The organism is Streptomyces sp. NBC_00104 (assembly GCF_045160825.1).
In the GTDB taxonomy this organism is placed as follows: Bacteria; Actinomycetota; Actinomycetes; order Streptomycetales; family Streptomycetaceae; genus Streptomyces.
This window is the reverse complement of the sequence record NZ_CP108215.1, coordinates 6,063,711-6,090,134: the sequence shown is the minus strand read 5'-3', so window position 1 is coordinate 6,090,134 and position 26,424 is coordinate 6,063,711. Positions and strand designations below refer to the sequence as shown.

Annotated in this window: 19 protein-coding genes and 4 pseudogenes; 9 read left to right on the top strand and 14 right to left on the bottom strand. The window is 69.3% G+C overall.

Features of this window, described 5'->3' with window-relative positions:
- Positions 1-157: 157 nt before the first annotated feature.
- From OG272_RS26815 to OG272_RS26795, 5 genes and pseudogenes are all read left to right on the top strand, one after another.
- Positions 158-2,113: an amino acid transporter gene (locus tag OG272_RS26815; protein ID WP_405895077.1), complete on the top strand. Its 1,956-nt coding sequence runs from the start codon at positions 158-160 to the stop codon at positions 2,111-2,113.
- 488 nt (positions 2,114-2,601) lie between these two features.
- Complete coding sequence (locus OG272_RS26810) at positions 2,602-3,099, top strand: hypothetical protein (protein WP_328506570.1); 498 nt, start codon at positions 2,602-2,604, stop codon at positions 3,097-3,099.
- Between the two features lie 24 nt (positions 3,100-3,123).
- Positions 3,124-3,486, top strand: coding sequence for a hypothetical protein (locus tag OG272_RS26805; protein ID WP_405895076.1), 363 nt, complete (start codon positions 3,124-3,126; stop codon positions 3,484-3,486).
- A 435-nt stretch (positions 3,487-3,921) separates the two neighbouring features.
- Positions 3,922-4,005 (top strand): annotated as a pseudogene (locus OG272_RS26800) (PRC-barrel domain containing protein); the annotation flags it as partial.
- A gap of 422 nt (positions 4,006-4,427) precedes the next feature.
- Positions 4,428-5,669, top strand: coding sequence for a PP2C family protein-serine/threonine phosphatase (locus OG272_RS26795; RefSeq protein ID WP_405895075.1), 1,242 nt, complete (start codon positions 4,428-4,430; stop codon positions 5,667-5,669).
- Between the two features lie 488 nt (positions 5,670-6,157).
- On the opposite strand, the pseudogene OG272_RS26790 reads toward OG272_RS26795, so the two are convergent.
- Positions 6,158-6,480 (bottom strand): annotated as a pseudogene (locus tag OG272_RS26790) (MerR family DNA-binding transcriptional regulator).
- 834 nt (positions 6,481-7,314) lie between these two features.
- On the opposite strand from OG272_RS26790, the pseudogene OG272_RS26785 reads away from it, so the two are divergent.
- A pseudogene (locus OG272_RS26785) lies at positions 7,315-7,434 on the top strand (VapC toxin family PIN domain ribonuclease); the annotation flags it as partial.
- Positions 7,435-7,518: 84 nt separating this feature from the next.
- Here OG272_RS26785 and OG272_RS26780 read toward each other — a convergent pair.
- The 7 genes from OG272_RS26780 to OG272_RS26750 all read right to left on the bottom strand — a co-directional run bounded on the left by OG272_RS26780 (position 7,519) and on the right by OG272_RS26750 (position 14,224).
- Positions 7,519-8,709 carry an HTTM domain-containing protein gene (locus OG272_RS26780; protein ID WP_327728550.1) on the bottom strand — a complete coding sequence of 397 codons (1,191 nt, stop codon included), beginning with the start codon at positions 8,707-8,709 and terminating at the stop codon, positions 7,519-7,521.
- On the bottom strand, positions 8,699-9,391 hold the full coding sequence (locus OG272_RS26775; protein ID WP_327728551.1) for a DUF5819 family protein: 693 nt from the start codon (positions 9,389-9,391) through the stop codon (positions 8,699-8,701). Before OG272_RS26775 ends, OG272_RS26780 begins: the two co-directional genes overlap by 11 nt.
- A 161-nt stretch (positions 9,392-9,552) precedes the next feature.
- Positions 9,553-10,899, bottom strand: coding sequence for an ice-binding family protein (locus OG272_RS26770; protein ID WP_405895074.1), 1,347 nt, complete (start codon positions 10,897-10,899; stop codon positions 9,553-9,555).
- 942 nt (positions 10,900-11,841) lie between these two features.
- A complete protein-coding gene (locus tag OG272_RS26765) occupies positions 11,842-12,168 on the bottom strand; it encodes a carboxymuconolactone decarboxylase family protein (protein ID WP_327728553.1) in 327 nt (108 codons plus the stop codon).
- Positions 12,169-12,598: 430 nt separating this feature from the next.
- Positions 12,599-12,778, bottom strand: coding sequence for a hypothetical protein (locus tag OG272_RS26760; RefSeq protein WP_327728554.1), 180 nt, complete (start codon positions 12,776-12,778; stop codon positions 12,599-12,601).
- Between the two features lie 190 nt (positions 12,779-12,968).
- Entirely contained in the window at positions 12,969-13,397 is a 429-nt protein-coding gene (locus OG272_RS26755) for a hypothetical protein (RefSeq protein ID WP_327728555.1), read from the bottom strand.
- Between the two features lie 74 nt (positions 13,398-13,471).
- Entirely contained in the window at positions 13,472-14,224 is a 753-nt protein-coding gene (locus tag OG272_RS26750; RefSeq protein ID WP_327728556.1) for an SDR family NAD(P)-dependent oxidoreductase, read from the bottom strand.
- A 153-nt stretch (positions 14,225-14,377) separates the two neighbouring features.
- Here OG272_RS26750 and OG272_RS26745 point away from each other — a divergent pair, with 153 nt between their 5' ends.
- Positions 14,378-15,220: a helix-turn-helix transcriptional regulator gene (locus tag OG272_RS26745; RefSeq protein WP_405895071.1), complete on the top strand. Its 843-nt coding sequence runs from the start codon at positions 14,378-14,380 to the stop codon at positions 15,218-15,220.
- A 571-nt stretch (positions 15,221-15,791) separates the two neighbouring features.
- Here the strand turns inward: OG272_RS26745 and OG272_RS26740 are convergent.
- On the bottom strand, positions 15,792-18,374 hold the full coding sequence (locus OG272_RS26740; protein ID WP_405895070.1) for a SpoIIE family protein phosphatase: 2,583 nt from the start codon (positions 18,372-18,374) through the stop codon (positions 15,792-15,794).
- 377 nt (positions 18,375-18,751) lie between these two features.
- On the opposite strand from OG272_RS26740, the gene OG272_RS26735 reads away from it, so the two are divergent.
- Positions 18,752-19,501, top strand: a complete 750-nt coding sequence (locus OG272_RS26735; protein WP_327728560.1) for a hypothetical protein — start codon at positions 18,752-18,754, stop codon at positions 19,499-19,501.
- Positions 19,502-19,752: 251 nt separating this feature from the next.
- On the opposite strand, the gene OG272_RS26730 is transcribed toward OG272_RS26735, so the two are convergent.
- The 5 genes and pseudogenes from OG272_RS26730 to OG272_RS26710 form a co-directional block, all read right to left on the bottom strand.
- On the bottom strand, positions 19,753-20,313 hold the full coding sequence (locus OG272_RS26730) for a hypothetical protein (RefSeq protein WP_326580010.1): 561 nt from the start codon (positions 20,311-20,313) through the stop codon (positions 19,753-19,755).
- Positions 20,314-20,316: 3 nt separating this feature from the next.
- Entirely contained in the window at positions 20,317-22,017 is a 1,701-nt protein-coding gene (ctaD, locus tag OG272_RS26725; RefSeq protein WP_326580012.1) for a cytochrome c oxidase subunit I, read from the bottom strand.
- 236 nt (positions 22,018-22,253) lie between these two features.
- On the bottom strand, positions 22,254-22,928 hold the full coding sequence (locus OG272_RS26720; RefSeq protein ID WP_328223694.1) for a vitamin K epoxide reductase family protein: 675 nt from the start codon (positions 22,926-22,928) through the stop codon (positions 22,254-22,256).
- A 95-nt stretch (positions 22,929-23,023) separates the two neighbouring features.
- Positions 23,024-23,515: pseudogene (locus tag OG272_RS26715) on the bottom strand (hypothetical protein); the annotation flags it as partial.
- Positions 23,516-23,962: 447 nt separating this feature from the next.
- On the bottom strand, positions 23,963-24,331 hold the full coding sequence (locus tag OG272_RS26710; protein WP_327728563.1) for an amphi-Trp domain-containing protein: 369 nt from the start codon (positions 24,329-24,331) through the stop codon (positions 23,963-23,965).
- Between the two features lie 381 nt (positions 24,332-24,712).
- Between OG272_RS26710 and OG272_RS26705 the strand changes: the two genes are divergently transcribed.
- A complete protein-coding gene (locus OG272_RS26705; protein ID WP_328223693.1) occupies positions 24,713-26,377 on the top strand; it encodes an MFS transporter in 1,665 nt (554 codons plus the stop codon).
- Positions 26,378-26,424 lie beyond the last annotated feature (47 nt).

Sequence of the window (26,424 nt, the reverse complement as noted above, 5' to 3'; positions counted from 1 at the left end):
CGCCCCCGGCGTTCTCACGGTAGGTCTTAACGGAAGCTTGACGCGCTCACGTGACGCATCCCATGGGCCCTGACGTCACGCTCTGCTTACGCTGATGCGGCCGTCCGCCGTGATGGCTCGAAACCCATCCTGAGCCGCACAACGGGAGAGCACGCCGATGGCCACCACCGAGCACCCACCGCCGAGCCGACTGCGGACCTGGATGCTTCAGGGCCTGTCCGACATGGGCAAACCCGGCGGCCACAAGGGTCCGCACGCCGAACCGGAACCGCCGCACAAGGGCCAGCGCTGGTGGCGGGTGATGTGCCTGACCGGCGTCGACTACTTCTCCACCCTCGGCTACCAGCCCGGCATCGCCGCCCTCGCCGCCGGCCTCCTCTCCCCGGTCGCGACCATCGTCCTCGTGATCGTCACCCTCGCCGGCGCGCTCCCCGTCTACCGCCGGGTGGCCGAGGAGAGCCCCCACGGCCAGGGCTCGATCTCCATGCTGGAACGCCTGCTGACGTTCTGGAAGGGCAAGCTCTTCGTCCTGACCCTGCTGGGCTTCGCGGCGACGGACTTCCTGATCACGATCACCCTCTCGGCCGCGGACGCCTCCACCCACCTCGTGGAGAACCCCCACCTGTCCGAGGCCCTGCACGACAAGCAGCTCCTGATCACCCTGATCCTGATCGCCCTGCTCGGCGCGGTCTTCCTCAAGGGCTTCCTGGAGGCGATCGGTGTCGCGGTGGCCCTGGTGGGCGCCTACCTCGCCCTGAACGTCGTGGTCGTCGTGGTCGGCCTGTGGCATGTGATCACCGAGGGCCACGTGATCACCGACTGGTCGACCGCGCTGACCGCCGAACACGGCAACGTCTTCGTCATGGTCGGCGTGGCACTGATCGTCTTCCCCAAACTCGCGCTCGGCCTCTCCGGCTTCGAGACCGGTGTCGCCGTCATGCCCCATGTGCAGGGCGACGAGGGCGACACGGAGGAGAACCCCAAGGGCCGTATCCGGGACACGAAGAAGCTGCTCACCGCCGCCGCCGTCATCATGAGCGTCTTCCTGGTCACCACCAGCTTCATCACCACCCTCCTCATCCCGGAGAAGGAGTTCGAGGACGGCGGCGACGCCAACGGCCGCGCCCTCGCCTACCTCGCACACGAGTACCTGGGCAACGTCTTCGGCACCCTCTACGACGTCTCGACGATCGCCATCCTCTGGTTCGCCGGCGCCTCCGCCATGGCGGGCCTGCTCAACCTCATGCCGCGCTACCTCCCCCGCTACGGCATGGCCCCCCACTGGGCCCGCGCGGTCCGCCCCATGGTCATCGTCTTCACCCTCGTCGGCTTCCTGGTCACCTGGATCTTCGACGCGGACGTCGACGCCCAGGGCGGCGCGTACGCCACCGGCGTCCTGGTCCTGATCAGCTCGGCGGCGATCGCGGTGACGATAGCCGCGCACAAGGCCGGCCAGCGGAACTGGAGGATCGCCTTCGGAGTGATCTCGGCGGTGTTCCTGTACACCACCATCCTCAACGTCATCGAACGCCCCGACGGCGTGAAGATCGGCGCCTGCTTCATCGCGGGCATCATCCTCGTCTCCCTCCTCTCCCGCCTCGCCCGCGCCTTCGAACTGCGTGTGACCAGCGTCGAGCTGGACGACATGGCGGAACGATTCGTCCGTGACATGTCCCACCGCCGTATCCGCTTCATCGCCAACGAGCCCGACCAGCGCGACAAGGCCGAGTACCGCGACAAGATCGAACAGATCCGGCAGGACAACGACATGCCTGAGCAGGAGGACTTCGTCTTCGTCGAGGTGACGGTCACGGACCCCTCCGAGTTCGAGGCGGGCCTGACCGTACGCGGCGAGGTCCTGCACGACCGCTACCGGGTCCTGACCCTGGAGTCCTCCTCCGTCCCCAACTCCCTCGCCGCCCTCCTCCTCCACTGCCGCGACACCACGGGCCGCACCCCGCACATCTACTTCGAGTGGACCGAGGGCAACCCCTTCGCCAACTTCCTCCGCTTCTTCCTCTTCGGCCAGGGCGAGGTCGCCCCCGTCACCCGCGAGGTCCTGCGCGAGGCGGAACCGGACCGCGCCCGCCGCCCACGCATCCACGTGGGCTGACACCGGCGCGCCCTCTCGGCCCTCTCTCGGCCCCCTCAAGCCCGTCAAGATCTCGCCAGGGCCCCGTCAGGACCCCGTCAGGATTCACCTGTACGCCGTCAGAATCCCGTCAGCGGCAGTCGCCTGCCCCGCCCGGCCGCCTAGCGTCGGCGGCATGCAGCGGAACAGACCTCCGAGCTCGCCGGTGACCGCCACCGGCGCGGCAGCGCCCGGTTCGCGACGACCTGCGCCCTGCTGTTCTGCGCCATGTCCCTGCTGGTCGGCTGGGACGCGGGAAGCCTGACACTCCCCCGCGCCCTGCTGTGGATCACCCTGTCCGCCGTCGTCCTCACGATCCTGCTGCCACCCCGGGTGACCGCGGGCCCGGGCCGGCTGACGGTCACCAGCCCCTGGCGCGAGCACACGGTATGGACGGACGCCTTGGTGGCAGCACGCACCAAGATGACACAAATAATTGTCATCTCAGCTGAAAGTGATACCTTCGAAGCGTGCCGAACGACGCTGACCTACTCTTCGCCGACCACGTCGGCCGCTTCTACGCCCGCCAGTACGGCTTCCCACCCATGGCCGGACGCCTACTGGGCTACCTGTTCGTCTGCGATCCCCCGCAACAGTCGATCGACGAGCTGGGCGAGGCACTGCTGGCAAGCCGCAGCGCCGTCACGGGCGCGGTCAAGCTACTGGAGAACTACGGGATGGCCCGGCGCACCCGTACCGCCGGTGAGCGCATGGACCGGGTGAGCCTGAACCCGGACAGCCGGCAGCCGCAGAACTTCGACGGTGCGCTCCACCATGAACACGCCGCGCTGTTCCGGGAGGGCCTGGCGCTCCTCGCCGATGCCCCGCCGGAGCGCCGCGCCCCGCTGGAGGAGATGGTCGCGCTGGCCGAGTTCCTCGCCGAACGCCTGCCCCGGCTGGTCGACGAGTGGCAGGCACACCGCGACGACCTGCGCACCTCGGGACAACTGACCGACCCCCGCGAATAGCCCCGCACAGAGAGGTTGTCCCTGATGACCGAGCATGACCCGACCACCCTGTCGGCCCTCTCCGCCCTACGGGAGCGGGCGGAGCACGGCGACCACAGCGCGGTCGACGAGCTGATCGAGCTCGCCGCCGAACTCGGTGACCTGAACGAACTGCGCCGCCTCGCGGACGCGGGCAACTCCGACGCGGCCGATGAGCTCATCCAACTCGCCGCGGAACAAGGCGACCTCGCAGAACTTCGGCGCCTTTCGGACGGCGGCAACGCCACAGCCACCGACCAGCTGATCGAACTCGCCACCGAACAGGACAACCTGGACGAGCTACGACGCCTCGCCGACCGGGGTAACGCCACCGCGGCCGAGCAATTCGCGGAACTGACCGCCGGGTGACAGCCGAGTGACAGCCGCCTGCCGATCGCGACCTCTCCGAGTGCGGTGACCGCGCCGGACACCATGAGCAGACCAGACCGGCCGGTGTGAAGTGTGCCGACTGCCCAGGCGTGTCCGGCGGCAAGGCATCCATGAACCATGAGGCTCAGCAGGCGGCATGGACGCGCGAAGCAGGAATCCCTGCACGGTTGTCCAGGAACGGCCGTGGTGGAGGCCGTGATGTGCGCACTGTGCCGCGAGAACCGCGAAACACCGGATGCCCGAAATGTGCATCAGGCATAGCATGAAAGCGGGTCGGCACACTCTCACGTGCGACCGGCCCGGAAGGGCGACCCCGGTGTGCATACGCCGGGGTCGTTGTAGCACGGCGGACGCGGGCGGCCCAGCACGGCGTGATCGTTCCGCCGATGTCCGGAGTGGCGCGACCACGACGTCGTGGACCCGAAGGGGCGCAGGATCGGCACTCTGGAAACGGTCTACCCGAACACCGCTACCGACCAGCCGGCGATGGCCACCGTCGGCCCCGTCGATCAAGACCGGCAGCCCAGACCCGGCCCGCTGACCGACCGGCCTCCCCATGTCCCCGTCGACCCGATCCCCTTGTGGTGAACGGCATTCGGGGGCGACATGCTGCCCATGGCGCAATCGGCTCGTCGGACCGGTCGGCGATGCGAGCCTGTGCCGGTCGACGGCGTCGTCCCACGCTGATCGCGGTTGCCCGCTGGTGGATCCGAGAGGAACGGGGTGTGCGTTGCGTCGGGGCACCGCATCCGGAAACGTGGTCGGGGTGCTAAGGCGCCGGCGCCGTTCCGGCCGGCGCCGCCCCCACACCGGCAGCCCGTGCGCCGCAGCCGGGGCACCGGGCCGCCTGGCGAACACCGCGTGGACGCAGCCACCCCGCTGAGTTCCCCATGTCAGGGGACGAAGGGAAGCAGACAGCGATGACGGACGGTGGGCGTAGGCCGGACAGGGTCGGGGTGGACCGGTCCGAGGGGTTCGGCGAACGGCTGCTCGGGGTGCTGCTGGACCGCGCTCACGAGATGCCGCCGGAGTTGATCGCCCCGCTCGTCGCGGAAGAGGTGGCCAGGGTCGGAGGGCGGGATGTCTCCATCCTCCTGCAGGACTACGAACAGGTGCTCCTGGTGCCGCTGCCGGGCCGGAGACTGAAGGTCGGCGGCCCCGAGCCGGTCGAGGACTCCCCCGCCGGCGAGGCGTTCCTGAGCCGCAGAACGGTGGAGGTGCCGAAGGACGGCAGTGTGCGGATGTACCTGCCGCTGCTGGACGGAAGCGACCAGATCGGGGTGATGGCCGTCACCCTGGACCGTGTCGATGACGACGACCGGCGGCTGCTGCGCAGACTCGGCGGTCTGGTCGCGGACATGATCGTCACCAAGGACGCCTACACCGACCAGTTCTTCCAGGCCCGCCGCAGCGCCCCGATGAGCGTGGCCGCGGAGATCCAGTGGTCGTTGCTGCCCCCACTGTCGATGACGATTCCGCAGGTCGAGGTGGCCGGGATCCTGGAGCCCGCCTACGACGTGGCCGGCGACAGCTTCGACTACGCCCTCAACGGCGACGTCCTGCACATGGCCATGATCGACGCGATGGGCCACGGGCTGGACGCGGCGACCATGGCGACCGTGGCCATCGGCGCCTACCGCCACACACGGCGGGCCCACACCGATCTGTCCCAGGTGTACGCGTTCATGGACAGGGCCATCAACGAGCAGTTCGGCCCCGACCACTTCGTCACCGCACAGATGATGATTCTGGACATCACCACCGGCCGACTGCAGTGGGTCAACGCGGGCCACCCGGCCCCGTTCCTGATCCGGGACCGCGCCGTGGTGGACCGGCTGGAGAGCCCGACCACGCTGCCGGTCGGCTTCGGCGGTGAGGAGCCGTCGGTCAGCGAGCGGACGCTGCGCCCCGGCGACCGGTTGCTGTGCTTCACCGACGGCCTGATCGAGGAGCACCACACCGGCGGGGAACAGTTCGGAGAGGAACAGCTCATCGAATGGACCAACCGGATCCTCCGCGAGCGCACCGAGGTACGGGCGGTGGTGCGAGCCCTCTCCCACGCCCTGAAACACGAACGCGGCGGCACCACGACCGACGACGCGACCATCTTCCTCGTCGAGTGGCGAGGCGGCGACGCCGATCACCTCACCACCCTCGACTGAGCGCGACGATGCACCGGCTCCCTCGCTGAAGCCTGCCGCCGACCTGGGGTTTCGCGCCCAAGGTCGCAAGTACCGCGGGCGACAACCCTCGCCCGGTCGAGCGGGCCGCGCCTCCAGCCCGGGAAGCGCTCCCTCGGGGCGCCGAGCCGATGGCGGAATCGGGGGGCCGTCACGACGCACCGACCGAGGCGGCGGGAACCCGGTGTGAGGGCGATCGAACGGTCAGACGCGGCGATCTCCTGAGTGTGGGAAAGGCGGTGGCGGCGGATGAGACGCACCCTGGCCTGGCCGTCAGGCCGCGGTCGGTAGCGTGGCCGGGCAGGACTTCATGGTCGTCGAACCGTTCGAGGTCAGCCAGTGACGTGAGGAACGGGTCGGGCCCCTGGCATCTGTGACGGAGACTTGGGCTGAGTGTCTTCGGCGATCATGCGCTCGTCTTCTGAAATCGGCGGATCAGTGCGGCCTGGCCCGTCGCTGCGGGCTGCGGGTCAGATGCCGACCGTGTGCCGGGAGGCGGCGCGGCGGTACTCGGCGTTGATGCGCTGGGCTTCGTCGAGCTGGTCTTCGAGGATGATGACGCGGCAGGCGGCCTTGTTGGGTCGACGAGTTCCCGGGCGCGGGCGGCGATTCGCAGCCGGTAGTGGGAGTAGCGGCGATGTCCGCCCTCGGAGCGGAGCGTGGTGATGAGGCGGGCTTCGCCGAGGGCGCGGAGGAAGCTGGGGGTGGTGCCGAGCATCTCGGCAGCTCGACCCGTGGTGCAGGCGGGGTAATCGTCGTCGTCGAGACGGCCGAAGGAACCGTCTGCTGTCATCTCACCTCTCTGCGGAACGCGTGGAGGGGCCCTGGTGCCTTACGGCACCAGGGCCCCGAAGGAACTGCTACACCATCTGCCGGCCCTAGTACTGCGCCGGCCTTCTGTGTCCGCTGACCCGAACGTGACGCTGTCGGGGGCGCGGGGATCGCGGTTGCTCGACCGGAGACCACCTCACTATCGATGTCCTGCGGTACCCGGGCTCAACACCTCCGCCCGGGCGATCCTGATGGCGCTCGGCTCCTCCGTTCTTCCCTCTGAACCAATCACTTGCCGAACGGGTACTGCGTACTGCTTGCACTGCTGATACTGCGAACCGCTGGTGGCCTCGCGAAGGGCCACTCTTCGGCAGCCAGCCCCGTCGCCCGTCCTGCGTCTGCCCTGGCTTGGAACCCCACTGCCGAACCTCCCGATGCGCGCGCCCGCAGCCGACGCCTTCACCGAGGTGCTGCTCACTGACTTCACTGCTGGGTACTGCGAACTTTCACTTACGGGTACTGCCACTGCGGTACTGCTCATGGCGGCCCCTGATCACTGCGGGCCACCCGGTCCGGCCGTCAGCCCCGTCGCCGTCCTGCGACAACCCTGGCTTCGGAACTCCACCACCGCACCGTCCTGCGAACTGCAACTGCGTAACTGCGTAATGCTGCCCGGCAGTTCGTGTCTGCCGGGCCCTTCCGCCTCTCTGGGCTACGAGAGAAACCATAACCATGGGACCACCCAATGTCTACTTCAGCCACTATAGATTTTCGCGCGTTCGACGGTGAGGTAATCCACCTCGAACGGCGATGGAGGACTGGGCGCAGACGATGAGAGACCGGGGTGACCTGATGCGTGGCCGCCACGGCGGAACTGCAGGGACTTACCCTCCTGCACCGCGACCGGGACTTCGAGTTCATCGCCGCCGTCACCGGACAGGCACTCCAGTGGTACGGCCCAGAAACCGGCAAGTGAGTCAGGCAAGGGACCACTGCACCGTAAGGCTGTGCACGGGCGAAGGTTTCCCGAGCCGAGAGTGCAAACGAGTCGGCAGCCGACTCACCTGCTCTTCGGGGGCGCCTGGGGGGACGCGGGCTCGGTGGCGAGCATGTCGTCCGTTCGCCCTTCGGGGAGTACGACTCGATGCTTCGAGCCGAGCACGCCGGGCCTGCCTTGCGCGGGTACCGTTCCGGCTCCTGCCGCTCGTCCGGGTGCCGGATGCCGTCCGTCCGGCCGCCGCATCGCGCGTCGGCAGAGGTGGGACAGGAAGGTGTAGAAGCGGTCGGGAAGGAACGCGGCGTCCGCAACGATCATCGCGCCGGAAAACAGAGGCAGCCCCATGAGTGCGGCGATGCCGATGTGCATGCCCAACAGCAGCGCGAGAACGGGGTACTTGAGCCTGCCGAAGAGGACGAACGGGAAGGCCACCTGCAAGAGCACGGTCATGTAGCCGGCGATGGCGACAGCGAGTGTGTGCTCGTCCACGAAGTGGGAGAGCGCGGGCCAGGGCCGGAAGAGTTCGAGGTTGAGGACGTAGTGAAGCGCGGTGCCGCTGCTCCAGGAAGGTCCCTGGACCTTGTACAGGCCGGCCGATCCGTAGAGGAAGCAGACCTGTGCCGCGATGAGGAGCATGCCGCAGTTGTGCACCACCGTGATCAAGGTGGTGCGGGCGTCGCGGAGTTGCGGCGTGAAGGGACTCCTCGCCGATTCCGGCGCGGTCCCCGCGCGCACCGTCTTCAGCCTGTTCCTGCGCGCGTCCAGCGACCAGCGCCGACCGCAGGCCGTCAGGGCCAGGTAGAAGGCCATCAGCAGGATCAGGTTGTCACCCCCGTCCGTCATGAAGATCGCCCGGGCATGGAACGAGGTCACCACGAAGGCGAAGAGGACGGACAGGACGCGGGTCCGCCAGCCCAGCATGAACAGCGCGGACGTGACGAGGGCCAGCACGTAGCAGAGCTCGAAGTAGGTGCGGCTGTCGGACAGGGTCAGGATGCTGAACCAGCCTGTCTGCTCGAAGAGTTGGCGTGCCAAGGCGGGCGTCCACGCGGACCCGGGACCCCAGATCTCGGCACGATGCGGGAACTCTCGCAGCAGAAAGAGCAGGTAGAGCAGTCCGTAGCCGATGCGCAGCACCGACGCGGCGTACAGAGACACCGGGTGGCCGGTCAGGAGGTCCCATGCGGTTGTGATCCGGGCGGCGAGCCACGGGCCGACGCCGGCGGACGCGGTCCTCTGGGCCTCATTTTCCATGGCGGGTCACCTTCCACCAGGGCAGGAGCCGGTTCTCGACCGGCGTCGGCGGGCGCTTGTCGGCGGCGGAGCCGGGCGCGTCGATGGGCAGTGTGACGACGCGGAGCTGAATGAAGTCGAAGGTGCCACTCCTGTGGGCGGCAACGCGGTCCGCGGCAATGTTGGTCAGGTACTTCTGCATCATCAGGGCGCGTTCCGTGCGCGCCTTGTCGTCTCCTCCGTGCGTGTCGACGTAGCCGGTCCAGGCACGGCGCAGCATGTTCTGCGCCGTGTGGCTCGGGAACGGCTGATGTTCGACTGCGGAACCATCCACGGCCGTCAGGTCGAACCAGGGGCCCACTTGAACCGATCCGTCGGAGCCAGCGCGTGCGGTTCTGGCCAGAATCTGCCGGTTGACGGATTCGGGGTCCGGGGCGAAGAGCCGCCAGTTCTGTTCGAAGAAGGGGTACACCCATGCATTGATCAGTGGGCTGTATCGCTTGGAGACGGTGTTGGCCGGTGCCACGTGAAGGAACACGAGAAGCACGTGGACGACACTCGCCGCCAGGCACAGGACCAGGGCGGCGCGCAGTCCTGATTTCAGCGCACGGGCACCACCCCTCGGCTCCTTGTGCGGCGCGGCCGTGGCGTCAGGAATTTCCTGCGTGGCCGGACCGGAGTGGGACTGTTGGATTTCCTCCACGTCCGCTGAGTCGATTCCACTCGACACCGCCTACCTGTCTTTCTCTAACGGCTGCTCGCACCTGGCTTTATCGCTGACTGCCACCGACGGCGCACAGCGGATTCGATAGGAATTCCGCCGCGCGCCGTCATCAGGTGAGCGGACTGACCGCAGTACGGTGCCTAGCTCTCGTAGCCCTTGGAGTGGTCGTCGCCCTCGTAGCCCTTGGGAATCTCGTCGTAGCCGTAGTTCTCGGCGGACTGCTTGCCGTGGTCGGGCTTGCCGTGGTCGGGCTTGCCGTGGTCGGGCTTGCCACCGTGGTCCGGCCCTCCGGGCTTGCCACCGTGGTCCGGTCCTCCAGGCCTGCCACCGTGGTCCGGTCCTCCAGGCCTGCCACCGTGGTCCGGTCCTCCAGGCCTGCCACCGTGGTCCGGCCGGCCTGGCGCGTTGTCGTGGTCCGGCCGGCCCGGCGCGTTGTCGTGCCCGCCGCCGCCGTCACCGCCGGAGGTGTTCCCGGCCGTGTTGCCCGAGGTGTTCCCGGAGGTGGTGTTCCCGGCTGTGTTGCCCGCAGTGTTACCAGCGGTGTTGCCTTCGGTGTTCCCGGACGTGGTGCCGGCGACGTTGCCCGAAGAGGCACCGGGCGAGAGGATCGGCCCGCCCAGGACGCCACCGGTGACGAGGCCGCCGCTGAGCAGCCCGCCGGTCGTGGCGCCTGCGATCGTTCCGGTCGTGGTGCCGGTGGTCGTTCCGGTCGTGGTGCCCGTGGTAGTTCCACCAGTGGTGGAGGTAGCGCAGCCGCCGAGGAAGATCCTGTTGTTGTCGAGCGTCACGGCGCCGTTACGGGCCAGCGCCCGCCCCTCGATGTTCGTCCCTGTCGTCACGCTGATCGAGGTCAGAGCCATGAGGGTGCCCACGAATGTGGAGTTGGTGCCGAGCGTGGCCGAACTCCCGATCTGCCAGTAGACGTTGCACGGCGAAGCCCCGTTGGTGAGGAGCACTCGGCTGGAGGAGGCAGTCGTCAGAGCTTCAGGGATCTGGAACACCCAGACGGCGTTCGGGTTCCCCGCGGCGTCCAGGATCAGGTCACCGGTGAGTCCGACACCGAAGACAGCGGTGTGGACGCCCGGAAGCAGAGTCTGTCCGCTGCCGATTGCCGACGCGAGCGCGAAGTCCGTGGCCTGGCCGGCCGCGTTGTTGTACGCCGTGACCAGGTCGGACTTGGCCTGAAGCGCGACAGCGTCCGCCGCGTGCACGGCGCCGAGTACCTGGCCGGGCGGGAATCCGGTGATGGACGGATTCGGGTGCGTCCCAAGGTCGTGGCTGATCAGCGAGGGGCCGGTATTGGTGACTCCCTGACCTGCCAGAACGGAGAAGCTCGCGGCCGTGGCCAGAGGCACAGGCGTAGCGATGGCCAGCGCCTGAGTCGGCATCAGGGCGACCAACACGGCGGCAACCGTCGCGGCAAGGGCCGAGGTCACAACTCCGGACAAAGAACGGCGGTCAGCCGCTCGAGGGATTTTCAGCTTCATCGAAAGGCCATTTCCTGTGGGGGCCGCGCGAACCGGACCTACCGAACATTCGGCGAGCCTTGTTGCCGTTTATGTCGCTGCATATTACGCAGCGATATGCGCTCATCAGCCTTAAGCGGGGCAGAGGAAAAATGCCGATCATTCAAACAGCGCACAATGCTAAGTAAATACTTTGATTACGCTTCCGGCTATTGGCCATACCCTCGAATGGGCGGTGTCGCCGACAACCGAACCCTCGCCAGGCACCGCACAGACGCGGTTGGTCAACCGGGCGGCTGGGTGCGGTTCTCGTGGGCGAGCCGACCGAGTTGGTGGTTCCGGGCGGCCCGAACCGGAGGCCTCAACCTGTGCGGCGGCCCTCGCACACTCCATGGGACCGGTCTACTTCGCCCCTCAGGAGAACCGGCTGAGGCCTTGAGGCTGAGGGGCCGCGCTCGCGTCTCACTTTCCGTCTCATTCAGCGCCGTTCACGGCCGTTCACGGCCGTTCAGACGAGGCCGAGGCCCGCAATCGAGCGGGGAACATTCTCGTCACCCGCGCTTCCAGAAGCCCCAGGTCAATGGCCTGGGGCTTGTGCATGGGCGGGGATTTTCCCGCAGGATCCGCCCTCCGGGCGCACGAAGAGGGGGCACGTGGAGGGCACGAGTTCCCGGCGGCCGTGGCAGGCTCCCCGGCTCCGGCGCGGACGCCGCAGCACTATTGGTTGCCCAACTCCTGCCGAGGAGACAGGACTTCAGCGAGTGCACCGCGGTGGACACGGACGGACCCGGCGGCACCGAGGTGATGCTCCGCCCTCTCCGGTATGACGACGCGGGCCGCCACCCTCGCCTGACGAAGGCTCGGCGGAAATCTCTCACAGAACGCGCCGGGACCGCTCAGCGGCCGAGGGCCAGAGCGTCGGGACGTCGGACGCACGGTGGCCGCTGTGGTGTGTGTCTCTTCTCAGCCCTTGGCCTCGGCCTCGGCGTCGGCGACCGCGATCGCGATGCCCATCGCCTCGGCGATGTTGCCCGCCGCCGTCATCACACGTGCTGTGCCCACGATGGGGGCGACGGCCACCAGGACATCCTGCAGCTGGGCGGCGGTCAGGTCGGCCCGGAGGGCGGGGTCGATGTGGGCGAGGTAGGAGATGGGGGGCGCGTCCGAGGCAGCGAGCGCGGCAATGCGCGTGAGGATGAGGGTGTCCGGGGGCAGACCGCAGCGCTCGAGAGAGTCGACGGTCATGGCGGCGAGGGTGTCCAGCACAGGGGTGTCGGATGCTGTGGACATGCCGAGTGACCTCCTTCAGCCGTTGACGGCATGGAGATGGGGTGCGGCGGAGGCGGACAGAACGGGCATCCACGGGCGCCACGCTGTCCTTCAACCCTAGAAGCACTCCGGGCTGGACGCGCGGGGGAGCCGGAGCGCATCCACCGAGCCCGGACACCGCTGCGCGTACCAGGGCACGAGGTCACGCCGGAGCCACCGGAGCCCGTACACCTCGCTCGCGGAAGCGACAACAGCACCGCGTCCCCCGCCCGCTCCGCGGTCCCGTGCAACGACCAAGGCCCAGGTCATCGAGCCGGGCCTTTCGCTGTCCGCCGTGATCAGCGCTCGCGTGCCAGATTCGGGCCGGCACGCTGATCGTCTGGGTCGCCGATGTCCTCATCGGGCAGGGCCGCAGCTTCCTGCGGGCCCTGCGGACGGTTGCTCACGTAGTTCACGCCCGCCGCATACGCCGCAGGGCGACGCGGGCCGGGAGGACGGTGGCCGCCGTGCCGAGCAGCAGTAGGCCTGTCACCACGCCCGTGAGCCAGGGCCGGGCCGGCGACAACTCCACTGGCAGGCCCAGCTCCTCGCGAAGGCCGTGGACCGTACCGAACAGGGCCGGGGCTGCCACCCGCCAGGCCCAGGGCCGCGCCCAGGGTGACGACACAGCACGTTTCGGCGGTGAGGGCCCAGCAGCACCTGGCGGGGCGTCGCACCGGACAGGCGCAGTACGCGGAAGTCGCGCACCCGGCCCGCGGTGGCCGTCAGCAAGGTGGAGGCGACGGCGATCGCCGTGTAGCCCGCCGATACGGCGACGAGCATCAGGGTGAAGACCCACACAAGCCGGTCCTCTCGGCGTCGTCCGAGGCCGCGTACGCCTCCACGGAGATCTCGTCGGCGCCGAGCCCGGCCGGGAGGCGCGTGGGGGCGTGGGTTGTGCGGTAGGCGACGTCCGCCAGTGCGGACGGGTCGTGATCGCGTACCAGGTCGCGTGGGAGGAGCACCTGATACGGCATCGAGTCGTCCACCACGGCCGTCACACGCAACTTCCGCGTACGGCCGTCCTCGAGGGTGAGTGGGGCGACCTGGGCCTTCCGCCAGCCGTGCGCGGCCGCCACCGCCACCGTGACGACGACCGTCTCGCCACGGGGCGCGGGCGCGGCGTAGACCTGCTCGAAACCGGACGACACCCCGGCCGCGGACAGGGCCGCTCCGCCGTCAATGACCGTGGGGCGTCGCCGGACCAGCACGATGTGGTCGGCCGGGCGGACGGGTGGCGTCCGCCATCGCCGTAGCGGCCGGAGTGCGGCTGCCGGAGACCGGCTCAGCCGATCTTGCTGAGCATGGCCAGGACGTCGTCGTACGTGCCGTTGGCCTCCGCGTCGCGTACGAACCTGGCCTGCTCGACGATGTTCTCCTTGGCGTCGGGCTTCTCGCGCAGGAGAGTCAGGGTCTCGGAGAGGAAGTCGTCCAGCGGCATGGACGTCTCGCTGTCCTGCTGGCCCAGCAGGGTCGTGCGCACGGCCGGCGGGGCCACCTCGATCACCTGGACGCCGGCGTCGGCGCCCGCGAGCTGGACGCGCAGGCTCTCGGAGAAGGAGTGCAGTGCGGCCTTGGTCGCGTTGTAGGTCGGGGTGATCGGCAGCGGTACCCAGGCCAGCGCGGACGTGACGTTCAGGACGGCCGCGTCGGCCTTGCCCACCAGGAGCGGCAGGAAGGCGTACGTCATCCGGATCGTGCCGAGCAGGTTGACCGTGACGTGATCCTCGGCGACCGGAAGGGAGGCCGGGTCGAGGAGGTTCTCCGGCAGCATGATGCCCGCGTTGTTGACGAGCACGTTCAGCTCCGGATGGCTCGCCGCCACCGTCTCGGCGGCGTGGGCGATCGACGCGGGGTCCGCGACATCGAGGAAGAGCGCCTCGATGCCCGGGTTCCCGGCGGTGATCTCGTCGAGCAGTTCCTTGCGCCGGCCCGCGACGATCACCTTGTTGCCGGCCTCGTGCAGGCGCAGGGCCAGGCCCAGCCCGATACCCGAGGTTCCGCCGGTGATCAGGATGGTGTTGCCGGTCATCTTCATGGGGGTCTTCTCTCCTTCGCTGGCCGCGGGCCGGTGAACGCCCCGCCCGCGGCCTCGACCGTAGGAGCGGCGGCGCGCAGGCGGGAGAGGAGGGTTTATCCATGGATCGGCGGTCCCTGGCTGGGACTACGGAAAGCGGCGACCATGAAGGGCATGGACAGGAAAGAGCTGGCGGAGTTCCTGCGTCGGCGGCGCGAGGCGCTGCGCCCACGCGATGTCGGGCTGGTCGAGGGCCCGCGCCGGCGTACCCGGGGGCTGCGCCGCGAGGAGGTCGCCCAGCTCGCCGGCATGTCCACCGACTACTACGCCCGCCTGGAACAGCGGCGCGCCCCGCAACCGTCCCTCCAGATCACCACCTCCCTCGCCCGGGCCCTGCGCCTGACACCGGACGAACGCGACCACCTCTTCGCCCTCATCGGCCACAACGCGCCGGCCCGCTTCCAGCGCTCCGAGCACGTCAGCCCGGCCCTCATGCGGGTCCTGGAGCGCCTGAACGACGACACCCCGGCCCTGGTGCTGTCCGACATGGCCGACACCCTCGCGATGAACCCGATCGCCATCGCGCTGCTCGGCGACCAGATGCGTCACACCGGCCTGGCCCGCAGCGCCTACTACCGCTGGTTCACCGACCCCGCCGAGCGGCTGGTGTACCCCGAGGAGGACCACCCCCGCCACAGCCGCGCCCAGGCAGCCCGCCTGCGAGCCGCGCTCACAGCCGGCAGCTCGGACCCCCGGGCAGCCCGGATCGTCGCCGAACTCCAGGAACACAGCCCCGAGTTCGCCGGCCTGTGGGAACTCCGGGAAGTCGCCCAGCGCTACGGCGACAGCAAGACGATCCTCGACCCCGACCTCGGCCGTATCGACGTCGACGCCCAGGTCCTGTTCACCGAGAACCGCGCCCAGACCCTGGTGGTCATGACCGCCCGCCCCGGCACGGAAAGCCAGGGAAAGCTGGAACTGCTCTCCGTCATAGGACACCAGCAGCTCACCCCCTGAGCAGTCGCGAGCCGGGGGTGACGGCCCCGACCGGCGGGACATCCATGTGCCCCGCTGGAAGGAACGCGCGCGTCGAAAGCGGCAGCATCCCCGGAGAGAGCCACCCGACTTCCCGGCCGGTGCTCCCAAGTCCCGGTCGGGCGCGCGGACTTCATCCGGCAGATCCTCGACCGCCTCGGCGACGAAGGGAGCCTGTCGGCTTGGAGTCGCGGGGAGCCAGAGCGCGTCCACCGAGCCCGGACACCGCTGCCCGTACCAGGTCACGAGGTCACCAGGGCACGAGGTCACGACGTCACGCCGGAGCCCGTACACCTCGCTCGCGGACGCAACCGGGGGTCGTGAAGCGTCAGGGCGAGCGCTGGGCGAGCGTCGTGGGGTCCCGCAGCGAGCGCTGGGCGAGCGCTGTGAGGGGGGCGGGTCCGGTCAGCAGCCGACGGCCGGAACGGCCAGCAGCAGACAGCCGGACCGGTCAGCAGCAGACGACGGGCCGTACGACGTCGTCGGCGCCGTAGCCGAACCGGGCGCGATCGGGACGTGCACTCGGATCGCGGTTCGGGAAGCGAAGGGCGTCTCAGGCGTTCGGTAGTGCCTGCTCGGCCCAGATCACCTTGCCCTGAGGCGTGTACCGGGTTCCCCAGCGCTCGGTCAGCTGCGACACCAGGAACAGGCCACGGCCGCCTTCGTCGGTCGTCGCGGCATACCGCAAGTGGGGCGAGGTGCTGCTGCCGTCAGCCACCTCGCAGATCAGCGAGCGGTCGTAGATCAGTCTGAGGTGGATCGGCTCGCCGCCGTAGCGGACGGCGTTGGTGACGAGCTCGCTCAGCACCAGTTCCATGCTGAAGCCCAGTTCGGACAGCCCCCACTCGTCGAGCTTGCCGGTCGCCGCGGCGCGCACCCCGGCGACGGCGGCCGGATCGGGGGGCACGTCCCACTCGGCGATCCGATCCGGTGGCAGCGCATGGGTACGGGCGATGAGCAACGCCACGTCATCCGTGGGGCGTTCGGGCAACAGCGCATCCAGCACCGCCTGGCAGCTCTCCTCCGGCGCGCGATCCGTGTGATCCGTCAGGGCTTTGCGCAGGAGTTCCATTCCCTCGTCGAGGTCACGGGTCCGGTCCTCGATGAGGCCGTCGGTGTACAGGACGAGCTGGGAGCCTTCGGCGATGTCCAGCTCGGCGGTCTGGAAGGGCATGCCGCCGAGGCCCAGGGGCGGACCCGGCGGCAGGTCGGGAAAGATGACCTTCCCGTCAGGCTGGACCAGCGCGGGAGCCAGGTGCCCCGCGCTCGCCATGGTGCAGCGGCACGTCGCGGGGTCGTAGATCGCGTACAGGCAGGTGGCACCCACGACGGCGGCGGGGCTGTCCGTGCACGCCTCGTCCTGGTCGATACGCCCGACCAGCTCGTCCAGATGACTCAGCAGCTCGTCGGGGGGCAGATCGAGCGTGGAGAAGTTGTGCACCGCGGTGCGCAGCCGCCCCATGGTCGCAGCGGCGTGCAGGCCGTGGCCGACCACGTCACCGACGACCAGCGCCACGCGGCTGCCCGGCAGGGGAATCACGTCGAACCAGTCCCCGCTCACACCCGACTGCGCCGGGAGGTACCGGTAGCCGACGTCGAGGGCGCTCTGCTCGGGCAGGGCCCGCGGCAGCAGGCTGCGCTGGAGGGTGACCGCCAGGGCGTGCTCACGCGTGTAGCGGCGGGCGTTGTCGATGCTGACCGCGGCACGGGCCACCAGCTCCTCCGCCAGCGAGAGCTCCTCCTGGTCGAAGGGATCGTGCTCCTTGGAGCGCCAGAAGTTGACCATGCCCAGCACGACACCGCGGGCCTGGATCGGAGCGGCGATGAGCGAGTGGATGCCGAAGTCCACGATCTGCTCCGTGCGCTCCGGGTCCTGCAGATGCCAGCCCGTCGCGGTGGACAGGTCGGCCACCAGTTCCGAGCGGCCGGAGCCGTAGCCGCGCGCCTGGGGCGTGGAGGGCAGGAAGTCGATCAGCCGGCCCTTCTCGTAGAGCGGTTGGTCGTCGCGGATACCGCATACGGCAACCCGTCGCATTCCCTTGGCTGTGGCCGCCGGTTCCTCGCCGTGCAGTACGGCGTCGGCCAGGTCCACGGTGACGAAGTCGGCGAAGCGGGGGACGGCGATCCGGGCGAGTTCGTCGGCCGTCTGGATCACGTCCAGGGTGGTGCCGATGCCCAGTCCGGCGTCGTAGAGGAGCTTCAGCCGCTCACCGGTGATCTCGGCCCGGCCGGACACGGCCCGCAGCTCCGTGGAGTCGCGCAGCGTCACGACGGTGCCCCGGGGACCTCCGCCGCGATCCGTGGGCCTCTGGTTGACCACCAGCAGCCGCGGCCCGGCCAGGTGCACCTCGTCCGTGGCCTCGCGGCCGGAGCTGAGCAACGACGCCATCTCGGGTTCGAGGGCCGGCATCCGGGACACCTGCTTCCCCTCCGCGTCCGGGGCCAGCTCCAGGAGGCGCCTGGCCTCGTCGTTCGCCAGCAGCAGTCGCCCCTCACCGCTGACGATGAGCACCCCTTCGCGTACGGAGTGCAGTACCGCGTCGTGGTGCTCATACATGCGGGACATCTCGTTCGGGGCCAGGCTGTGAGTCTGCCGTCGCAGCCGCCTGCCCACCAGCACGGTGGCGGCGGTGGCCACTCCGAGTGCGCCCGCCCCGGCGGTCAGGATGATCGGTATCTGCCGGTCCACCAGACTGGTCACGTTCTTGACCTTCAGCCCGGCGGAAACGAGGGCCACCACCTGGCCCCTCGTGTCCCGGATGGGCACGGTCGCCTGCACCTCGTCGCCGAGGGGGCCCTGCACGCTTTCGGTATAGACCTTCCCCGCCAGCGACGGCTCGATCTCTCCTACGAACCGCTTGCCGATCCGGTCCGGCAGGGGATGGGTGTAGCGGATCCCTTTCGTGTCCATCACCACGACGAAGTCGACGCCCGCGGACTTGCGTCCCGCTTCGGTCAGCGGCTGCAGGACCTTCGCGGGCTCGGGGGCCTCCAGTGCGGACAGCACGCCCGGGGAATGCGCGAAAGTCTGCGCGACGGCTATGGATCGCCGTTTGGCCTCGGCGTTGGTGTGCCGCTGCGACTGAAGGACGAGGGCGAAGACGGCGAATGCCACGAGCAGCACCACCAGCGCCACCTGCAGGAGGAATATCTGCCCCGCGACGCTTCGTATGTTCCTTCGTGCCAGTGACCACAGTGGCGATATGTGACCAACTCGGACAAAGCGGTCTTTCATCTGGCCTTTCTAGCATCCATCCTCCGTGCAGTCACGGGCCTGCCCTCGAAACCGTCCCCGCCCGCCCGCCAATCCATCGCCTCTGTAGCCACTTCAGTCACTTCAGTCACTTCAGTTGCGGCGCGGCCACCGTCTCCTTCGTTCGGTCTTCTCCGGTTCGCACGGCCCGGACGGCGATGGCGACCAGCAGGCAGGGGGAGATCGCCGACCCGCGAGGACATCACATCGTTATCGGCGATCCATCCTGGGAATCCGCTGATCAGCATAGGTTCACGGCCATGGACAGCCCCCAGCGGAACGCGATCGGTGAGCCCGAGGTCATCGAGGGCTTCCCTGAGGCGCCGGCGCCGGCGCCGGGTCCGGACGCCGCGGGCGACGAAGCCCCGTCGGCGCCCGGCACACGCCGGGTCAAGGCCTGGATGCGGGGCGGGCTGGGAGGCGTCGTGGCGGCGTCGATCGTGTGGGGTTCGGGGCTCTACGCGTTCGGGCTGCCCGGCACACCCGGCACGGTCGGCTATCGCGTCGCGGACAAGCTGTGCGCCAAGACCCTCTGGCCGGGGCTGAGTACCCGGTTCGTCAAGGGCACGGACTGGCTGTCCTCGGTGACGAAGCACCCTGCCATGGACACGGCGGACTGCTTCGGTGAGCTGCGGACCTTCGGAGGGGGCATGCACAGCGGCCAGCTTCACTTCTCGGTCGTCCTGCACAAGCAGACCGACCTGACAGCCGAGTTCGAGGCCCGGCGGGCGGGCACCAGGAAGCGTTTCGCGGCGGGCGGCGGTGGCGGAGTGACCGAGGTGCACCGTGTTCCCGGCCTCGCGGACCATGCCTATCTGGTGACCAACGACTTCGGAAACGGCTCCCACTGGATGCAGCTGAACGTGCTCGACGGCAGAGCCGAGTTCACGCTGGGGCTGACCACCAGGGCCCTGGGAGACGTGTCCCCGCCTCCCACTCCCAAGGAAATCGAACCACTCCTGATCAAGGACATGAAGGACGTCATGAGCAGCCTCGGCACGAGCGGCTGAACCGCACGGCCGGGACAGGGTGAGGGCCCGATACACCCAGCGTCCCGGGCCGGGTGGCGCGCTTCCGCCGCGATCGTACGAATCTCCGCGCCGTACGCGAAGGACACCCGTCGACGACGTGCCGGGCACGCCGCCTCACCGCTCTCGTCACCCGCTCTCCATGACGAAGGCCCAGGTCATCGACCTGGGCCTTGTGGACCGTGGCGTGGAGGCCCTCACCCGCGCGGGGACAGCGCGTACCCGGGCACTCCCTAGCGTGAGGGCCGCGCGGGGTCCGCCGGTGCGGTACGGCGACGGGCCATCCGTGTGTACGTGACCGCGATCGCGAGGGACAGGCCGACGAGTGCGGCGGGAGCTGCGGCCGTCAGCCAGTCCGGGCCGTTCCCAGGGCCGATGGTCGGCAGGAGTGTCGCAGTGGCCACGGCGGTGGCCAGTCCGGAGCCGACGAGCAGGGCGACGGCGCTTCGGGAGCGGTCGGGCGCCGGGGGCCGGCACCGACCCAGCTGTGCCCAGTGGCGGGCCGCCTCCCGCGCCTCACGTCGGTGCTGCGCGGCCGCACGTATCCGGAAGCCGACCGTGACGGCGGTACCCGCCACGGCGGCGGCGCAGGGGATCCACCACGCCTCGCTCACCATGAGCAGGGCCGCGATGATCCCGGCCGTGCTCCAGCCGCTCAGGCAGGCCGTCGCCGCGGTACGGCGGGACAGCGGGCGGTCGGTTCCCGCGCGCAGATCGGCGAGGGCCGGAACGTACCAGACACCACCGGACACGGTCAGCAGCGCGGCACCCAGCGCGAGGACGGGCTGCGACACGGCTCACCTCACCGCCTCGGTCGCGGCGATCTCCGGATGGTGCAGGTCGAACGCCGGCGACTCGGACCGGATCCGCGGCAGGGAGACGAAGTTGTGCCGGGGCGGCGGGCAGGACGTGGCCCACTCCAGCGAACGGCCGTAGCCCCACGGGTCGTCGACCTCGACCGGCTTTCCGTACTTGGCCGTCCGCCAGACGTTGTAGAAGAACGGCAGGATCGACAGGCCCAGCAGGAACGACCCGATCGAGGAGAGGGTGTTGAGGGCGGTGAAGCCGTCGGCCGCGAGGTAGTCGGCGTAGCGACGGGGCATGCCCTCGGCGCCCAGCCAGTGCTGGACGAGGAAGGTGAGGTGGAAGCCCACCGTGAGCGTCCAGAAGGTGATCTTCCCCAGCCGCTCGTCGAGCATCTTGCCGGTGAACTTCGGCCACCAGAAGTGGAATCCGGCGAACATCGCGTACACGACCGTGCCGAAGACCGTGTAGTGGAAGTGAGCCACGACGAAGTACGAGTCGGAGACGTGGAAGTCCATCGGCGGCGAGGCCAGGATGACACCGGTCAGACCACCGAAGGTGAAGGTGATCAGGAATCCGGTGGTCCACAGCATCGGGGTCTCGAAGGACAGGGAGCCCTTCCACATCGTGCCGATCCAGTTGAAGAACTTCACCCCGGTGGGCACCGCGATCAGGAACGTCATGAACGAGAAGAACGGCAGCAGCACGCCACCGGTGACGTACATGTGGTGCGCCCACACCGTCACCGACAGACCGGCGATCGCGATCGTGGCTCCGATCAGCCCCATGTAGCCGAACATCGGCTTGCGCGAGAACACCGGGATGACCTCGGAGACGATGCCGAAGAACGGCAGCGCCAGGATGTACACCTCGGGATGGCCGAAGAACCAGAACAGGTGCTGCCAGAGAAGCGCGCCGCCGTTCGCCGCGTCGAAGACATGGGCGCCGAACTTGCGATCCACCTCCAGGGCGAACAGCGCGGCCGCCAGCACCGGGAAGACGATCAGGATCAGCACGGCGGTCAGCAGCACGTTCCAGGTGAAGATCGACATGCGGAACATGGTCAGGCCCGGGGCACGCATGCAGATGATGGTGGTGATGAAGTTGACCGCGCCGAGGATGCTGCCGAACCCGGACAGGGCCACACCCATGATCCACATGTCGGCGCCGAGCCCCGGCGAGTGCACCGCGTCGGACAACGGCGCGTACAGGAACCACCCGAAGTCGGCGGCGCCGCCCGGCGTGAGGAAGCCGAACGCCGCGATCGACGAGCCGAACAGGAACAGCCAGTAGGCGAGCATGTTCAGCCGGGGAAAGGCCACGTCGGGGGCGCCGATCTGCAGCGGCATGATCCAGTTGGCGAAGCCGGTGAACAGCGGCATCGCGAACATCAGCAGCATGATCGAGCCGTGCATCGTGAACGCCTGGTTGAACTGCTCGTTCGACAGGATCTGCGTGCCGGGACGGGCCAGTTCGGCGCGCATCAACAGCGCCATGACACCGCCGAGGACGAAGAACACGAACGCGGTGACCAGGTACAGCGTCCCGATTCTCTTGTGATCGGTGGTCGTCAGCCACTCCACCCACGACGGACGGGCGGCCGTCCCTCCGGTCCGTCCGGCGACCTCGTCGGCCGCGGGGACCACGGCGCGCGGTCGCGCGGTCCCCCTCTGGTGTATCCGTGCCTCGTCCACCGGACGCTCCCTCCCTGTCGGCTCATGCGCTGTGCATGTCTCCGCTCATGCCGTCGACGAGCCGGGAAGTGCCGTGCGCATGGGGGCGGACTCAGCGTTTCCCGGCCGCCGCCACATGATCGGCTCCGGGGTACCAGGGCCGCATAGGGCCGAACAGCCCCCGCGGGGCCGATGAAGGGGGTCGAACGGCCCCCTCTTCTCTCCGTGCGGCGGCCAGGACACGGGAGGCCCGGCTCTCACCACAACGTGTGCCAGTAACTCCACCAGCGGGTGGCGACCAGCATGACGATGGTCAGGTACCACGTGACCGGCACCGCCCAGTGGAACTCCAGCACCCCGGCGACCAGCCCCCGCGGGGCACGGATGATCCCGTGCCGCAGGTTGTGCACGGTGGTGTACCAGAACACGGCGATGGTGACCGCCCAGGCCAGACAGCACCACAGGCACAGCGCACCGATCTCGTACAGCGCCTGGGTCATCAGCCACATGCAGAAGGCCGCGCCGAACAGCGTGCCGGCGTTGAGCCCGAGCCAGAACCAGCGGCGAAACCGGGCCCCGGCCAGCAGCGCCGCGCCGATCGCGACGACGACCGGGTACGTGAGCAGGCCCAGCAGCGGGTTCGGAAACCCGAACACGCCCGCCTGGTCGCTGCGCATCACGTTCGAACAGGACAACACCGGGCTGAGGTTGCACGAGGGCGAGAAGCTCGGGTCCCGCAGCAGTTCGAACTTGTCGAGGGTGATCACGAAGGAGGCGAGGATACCGAGGCCACCGGTGATGACGAGCAGCCAGGCGAAGGCGCGGGAGGCGCCGGTCGAGCCCACCGACGTCGTCTCCCGCCGGCCTCCGTCCCCCGTCACCCCCTGAGCCGTGGTGGTGAGGTGGTGCACGGCGGCGATGTTGCTCGTCATCGGGGTTGTTCCGCCTCGCTGGAGTTCCGGATGGGCTCCGGGCCCACGGTGAGCAACGGGTGACCGCCACCGCGCGGACCGCGCCCGCCGTCCCGCTCCGGTGCGCCGGGTACGGCCTCGCGGGCGGCCCCCTCCGGCCACAGCACCTCCACCGGGACGCCGCGGGCACGGGCGTACGCCACCAGATGCGCCGTGGCATCGCGACCGTTGGACGGCGAGCCGTCCCACACGGCCAGCACCTTCCGGCATCCCGCGATCAGCCGCTCGTCCGCGCCGACGCACGCGTCCCGGTCGGCCGGGTCGTACGCCAGCAGGCGCACCTGCCGGGCCAGGGACAGCAGTTCGCCGGCCGCCGCCCGATCACGCTCCGGCGGCACCACGGGAACCGCCGCCTGCGTGGGGATCACCACGACCAGCTGCCGCCCCGCCGTCCGCACGGCCCGCCCGAACGCCACCGGCACACCAGCACCCACGCGCACCACCCCCGACGCCCTGACGAACAGCCGCTCCAGCCGTTCTCGCAGCTCGGACTCCACGAGCTCCAGCGTGTCCCGGGTCAGGTCGGCATGCCCCACGGCCGCGATCATCTCCCCACTTCCCTTCCCGCCATACGACGCTCTCCGCTTCGTCCTCGCACCGCGCGGCCCCGCCCGCGTCGCCCGCGTCGCCCGCAGGTGGGACCGTGGACCGAGCCCACGTGACGGGACGGCGGGATCAGTGAAGTCAGTACGCCCAAGGGGCGACAAGGGCCGAACGGCCCCGCCGAACGGCCCGCCGAAGAAGGTGGGGCGGTCCGGCCCCGAGGCCCTGGCCGACGCCCTCCTGGCCGATGCCCTCCTGGCCGACGCCCTCCTCAGCCAGGCCCACGCCGGGGCGGAAGGTATGGAGCGGAGTCACTCCCGATGTGGCTCCGCGGGCAACTCTGCCGCTTCGTCACCGTGACCTGCCTGTGCTCGGCGCCGCAGCCGTCGCGCGGAAAGGCGTCGACAAGATCCGCAGCGTCGGTCCGAGGTCCCCGCACGACTCACGATGACTCACGACGTCTTCGTGGCGGACCGCTTCGCGCTCTTGGTTCCCCTGGTGCCTGTGCTGCCGTGTCCTGGCTTCGCGGGCGCGCTCTTTCGCCTTGTGGTCTCCTCCGTGCCTGCGACCGTCCGCGATGACGGTGTCCGGGTCGGCGCGGTCGGCCACGTGAACTCGATCTCCAGCTCGATCTCCCCCTCGCCGATCTCGACCTCGATCTCGCTGCGCAGGTCGTCGGGGATCCGCAGGCTCAGGGTTCCCGGGCCGAGTTCCAGTTCGGCTTCCCCACCTTCCCTCAGCGCGGCTGCGAGTTCTGTGAGCTGGTCAGCCGCCTCAAGGCGTGACAGCGAGCGCTTCTGCTCGAACTTGAGGTCCTTCATGCGCCGGCTCCTTCGTGTCGTGCCGCCCCGCGCGTGCGCGCGATCGCGCGGTCGCGTTCGGCCGGTCGGGCTACTTCCAATCTCGGCCCACCAAGGCCACTCCGCACTTCGGGGTGTCCGACCGGCAACGCTCGACGAGCAGTTCCATGCCCGTCCGCACATAACGGAACGGTGTCGTCGCGGACGCCGTCGTCGGGAGGCAGCGCGACGACTCCGTCCGCCGGTCGCGCAACCGGGAGGGATCGCCATACCGGAGTAGCGGCCGATCGCCATACCGGAGTGGCGGCGACTCGTTCGACCGAGCACCCGTCACTGCGCCAACCGGTCGACCTCCGGGGCAGGTCGGGGTCCGCGCTTCAGGGCGGCTGGGACGATGCGCGGATGGCACCCAGGACAAAAACCGCCGAGAGTGCGGCAAAGGCGCGAATCGTCCTGCTGACACTCGCGTCCGGTCAGTTCCTGATGGCGCTCGACAGCTCGGTCATGAACGTCTCGATCGCGACGGTGGCCGAAGACGTCGGCACGACGGTGACGGGTGTCCAGGGCGCCATCACGGCCTACACCCTCGTGATGGCGATGTTCATGATCCCCGGCGGCAAGGTGGGGGCGCTGATCGGCCGCAAACGCGCGTTCATGATCGGCTGCGTCATCTACGGCTGCGGCTCCCTCACCACGGCGCTCGCACCGAACCTGCCCGTGCTGCTGCTCGGCTGGTCGTTCCTCGAAGGGATCGGTGCGGCTCTCATCCTGCCCGCGATCGTGGCGCTCGTGGCCGGCAACTTCGCCACGGAACGCCGTCCCGCCGCCTACGGTCTCGTCGCGGCCGCAGGCGCCGTGGCGATCGCGGTCGGGCCCCTCATCGGCGGCGTCGCGACCACGTACTTCTCCTGGCGGTGGGTCTTCGCCGGAGAGGTCCTGGTGGTGCTCGGCATCCTGGTGCTCGCCCGCCGCATCGCCGACGCCCCGGTCGGCGAACGCCCTCGCATCGACCTCGTCGGCACCGTACTGTCCGCGCTCGGGCTGGGAATCTTCGTCTACGGCGTGCTCCGCTCGGACGAATGGGGCTGGTTCCTGCCGAAGCCCGACGCGCCCTCATGGCTCGGAGTCTCGCTGACCGTGTGGCTGATGCTGGCCGGTCTTCTGCTGATCTGGCTCTTCCTGCGCTGGGAGGCCCGCGTGGTGGAGCGGCACGGGGAGCCACTCGTCGACCCGGCGATGCTGCAGAACAGGCAGCTCACCGGCGGACTGACGATGTTCTTCTTCCAGTACCTCGTTCAGATGGGTGTCTTCTTCCTCGTCCCGCTCTATCTGTCGGTCGCCCTGGGTCTGTCCGCGCTCAAGACCGGCGCCCGCATCCTGCCGCTCTCGGTCACGCTGTTGGCGGCCGCCGTCCTGATCCCCCGCTACTTTCCGGACGTCTCGCCGCGCCGGGTGGTACGGCTGGGAACCCTCGCGCTGTTCGCGGGCGCGGTGGTGCTGATGGCCGCGCTCGACGCGGACGCCGGTGCGGAAATCGTCACCATCCCCCTGCTGTTGATCGGGCTGGGCATGGGCGCGCTGGCGTCCCAGCTCGGGTCGGTCACCGTGTCCGCGGTGCCGGAAGCCCAGAGCGCGGAAGTCGGCGGCGTCCAGAACTCCGTCACCAACCTCGGCGCCTCGATCGGTACGGCGCTCGCCGGGTCGATCCTGATCGCCGCGATGACGACGTCCTTCCTCACCAGCGTGGAACAGAATCCGGCGGTCCCGGCCGAGGTCAAGAGCCAGGCGACTGTCGAACTCCAAAGCGGCGTACCGTTCTTGTCGGACGCCCAGCTCAAGTCCGCGCTCGACGAAGCGGGCACGAGCGAGAAGGTGACCGAAGCGGCACTCGACGCGAACGAAGACGCCAGGATCGACGGTCTGCGCGCCGCAGTCGCCGTTCTGGCCTTCGTCGCGCTCCTCGCGATGTTCTTCACCTCACGGATCCCGAAGACCCAGCCCCGTTCGCCGGAGGCGGAGGCGGAGGCGGAGGCGGAGGCGGAGGCGGAGGCGGAGGCGGAGCCGTAGCCGCAGGACGGCTGGGTGCGAGCCGTCCTGCGGCCGCGGCTCCGCGC

Bases quoted from the DNA above. Each gene is read 5' to 3' on its own strand.
- OG272_RS26815 (WP_405895077.1), top strand. From the start codon at position 158: ATGGCCACCACCGAGCACCCACCGCCGAGCCGACTGCGGACCTGGATG.
- OG272_RS26805 (WP_405895076.1), top strand. From the start codon at position 3,124: ATGACCGAGCATGACCCGACCACCCTGTCGGCCCTCTCCGCCCTACGG.
- OG272_RS26795 (WP_405895075.1), top strand. From the start codon at position 4,428: ATGACGGACGGTGGGCGTAGGCCGGACAGGGTCGGGGTGGACCGGTCC.
- OG272_RS26780 (WP_327728550.1), bottom strand. From the start codon at position 8,709: ATGGAAAATGAGGCCCAGAGGACCGCGTCCGCCGGCGTCGGCCCGTGG.
- OG272_RS26770 (WP_405895074.1), bottom strand. From the start codon at position 10,899: ATGAAGCTGAAAATCCCTCGAGCGGCTGACCGCCGTTCTTTGTCCGGA.
- OG272_RS26765 (WP_327728553.1), bottom strand. From the start codon at position 12,168: ATGTCCACAGCATCCGACACCCCTGTGCTGGACACCCTCGCCGCCATG.
- OG272_RS26750 (WP_327728556.1), bottom strand. From the start codon at position 14,224: ATGAAGATGACCGGCAACACCATCCTGATCACCGGCGGAACCTCGGGT.
- OG272_RS26745 (WP_405895071.1), top strand. From the start codon at position 14,378: ATGGACAGGAAAGAGCTGGCGGAGTTCCTGCGTCGGCGGCGCGAGGCG.
- OG272_RS26735 (WP_327728560.1), top strand. From the start codon at position 18,752: ATGGACAGCCCCCAGCGGAACGCGATCGGTGAGCCCGAGGTCATCGAG.
- OG272_RS26720 (WP_328223694.1), bottom strand. From the start codon at position 22,928: ATGACGAGCAACATCGCCGCCGTGCACCACCTCACCACCACGGCTCAG.
- OG272_RS26710 (WP_327728563.1), bottom strand. From the start codon at position 24,331: ATGAAGGACCTCAAGTTCGAGCAGAAGCGCTCGCTGTCACGCCTTGAG.
- OG272_RS26705 (WP_328223693.1), top strand. From the start codon at position 24,713: ATGGCACCCAGGACAAAAACCGCCGAGAGTGCGGCAAAGGCGCGAATC.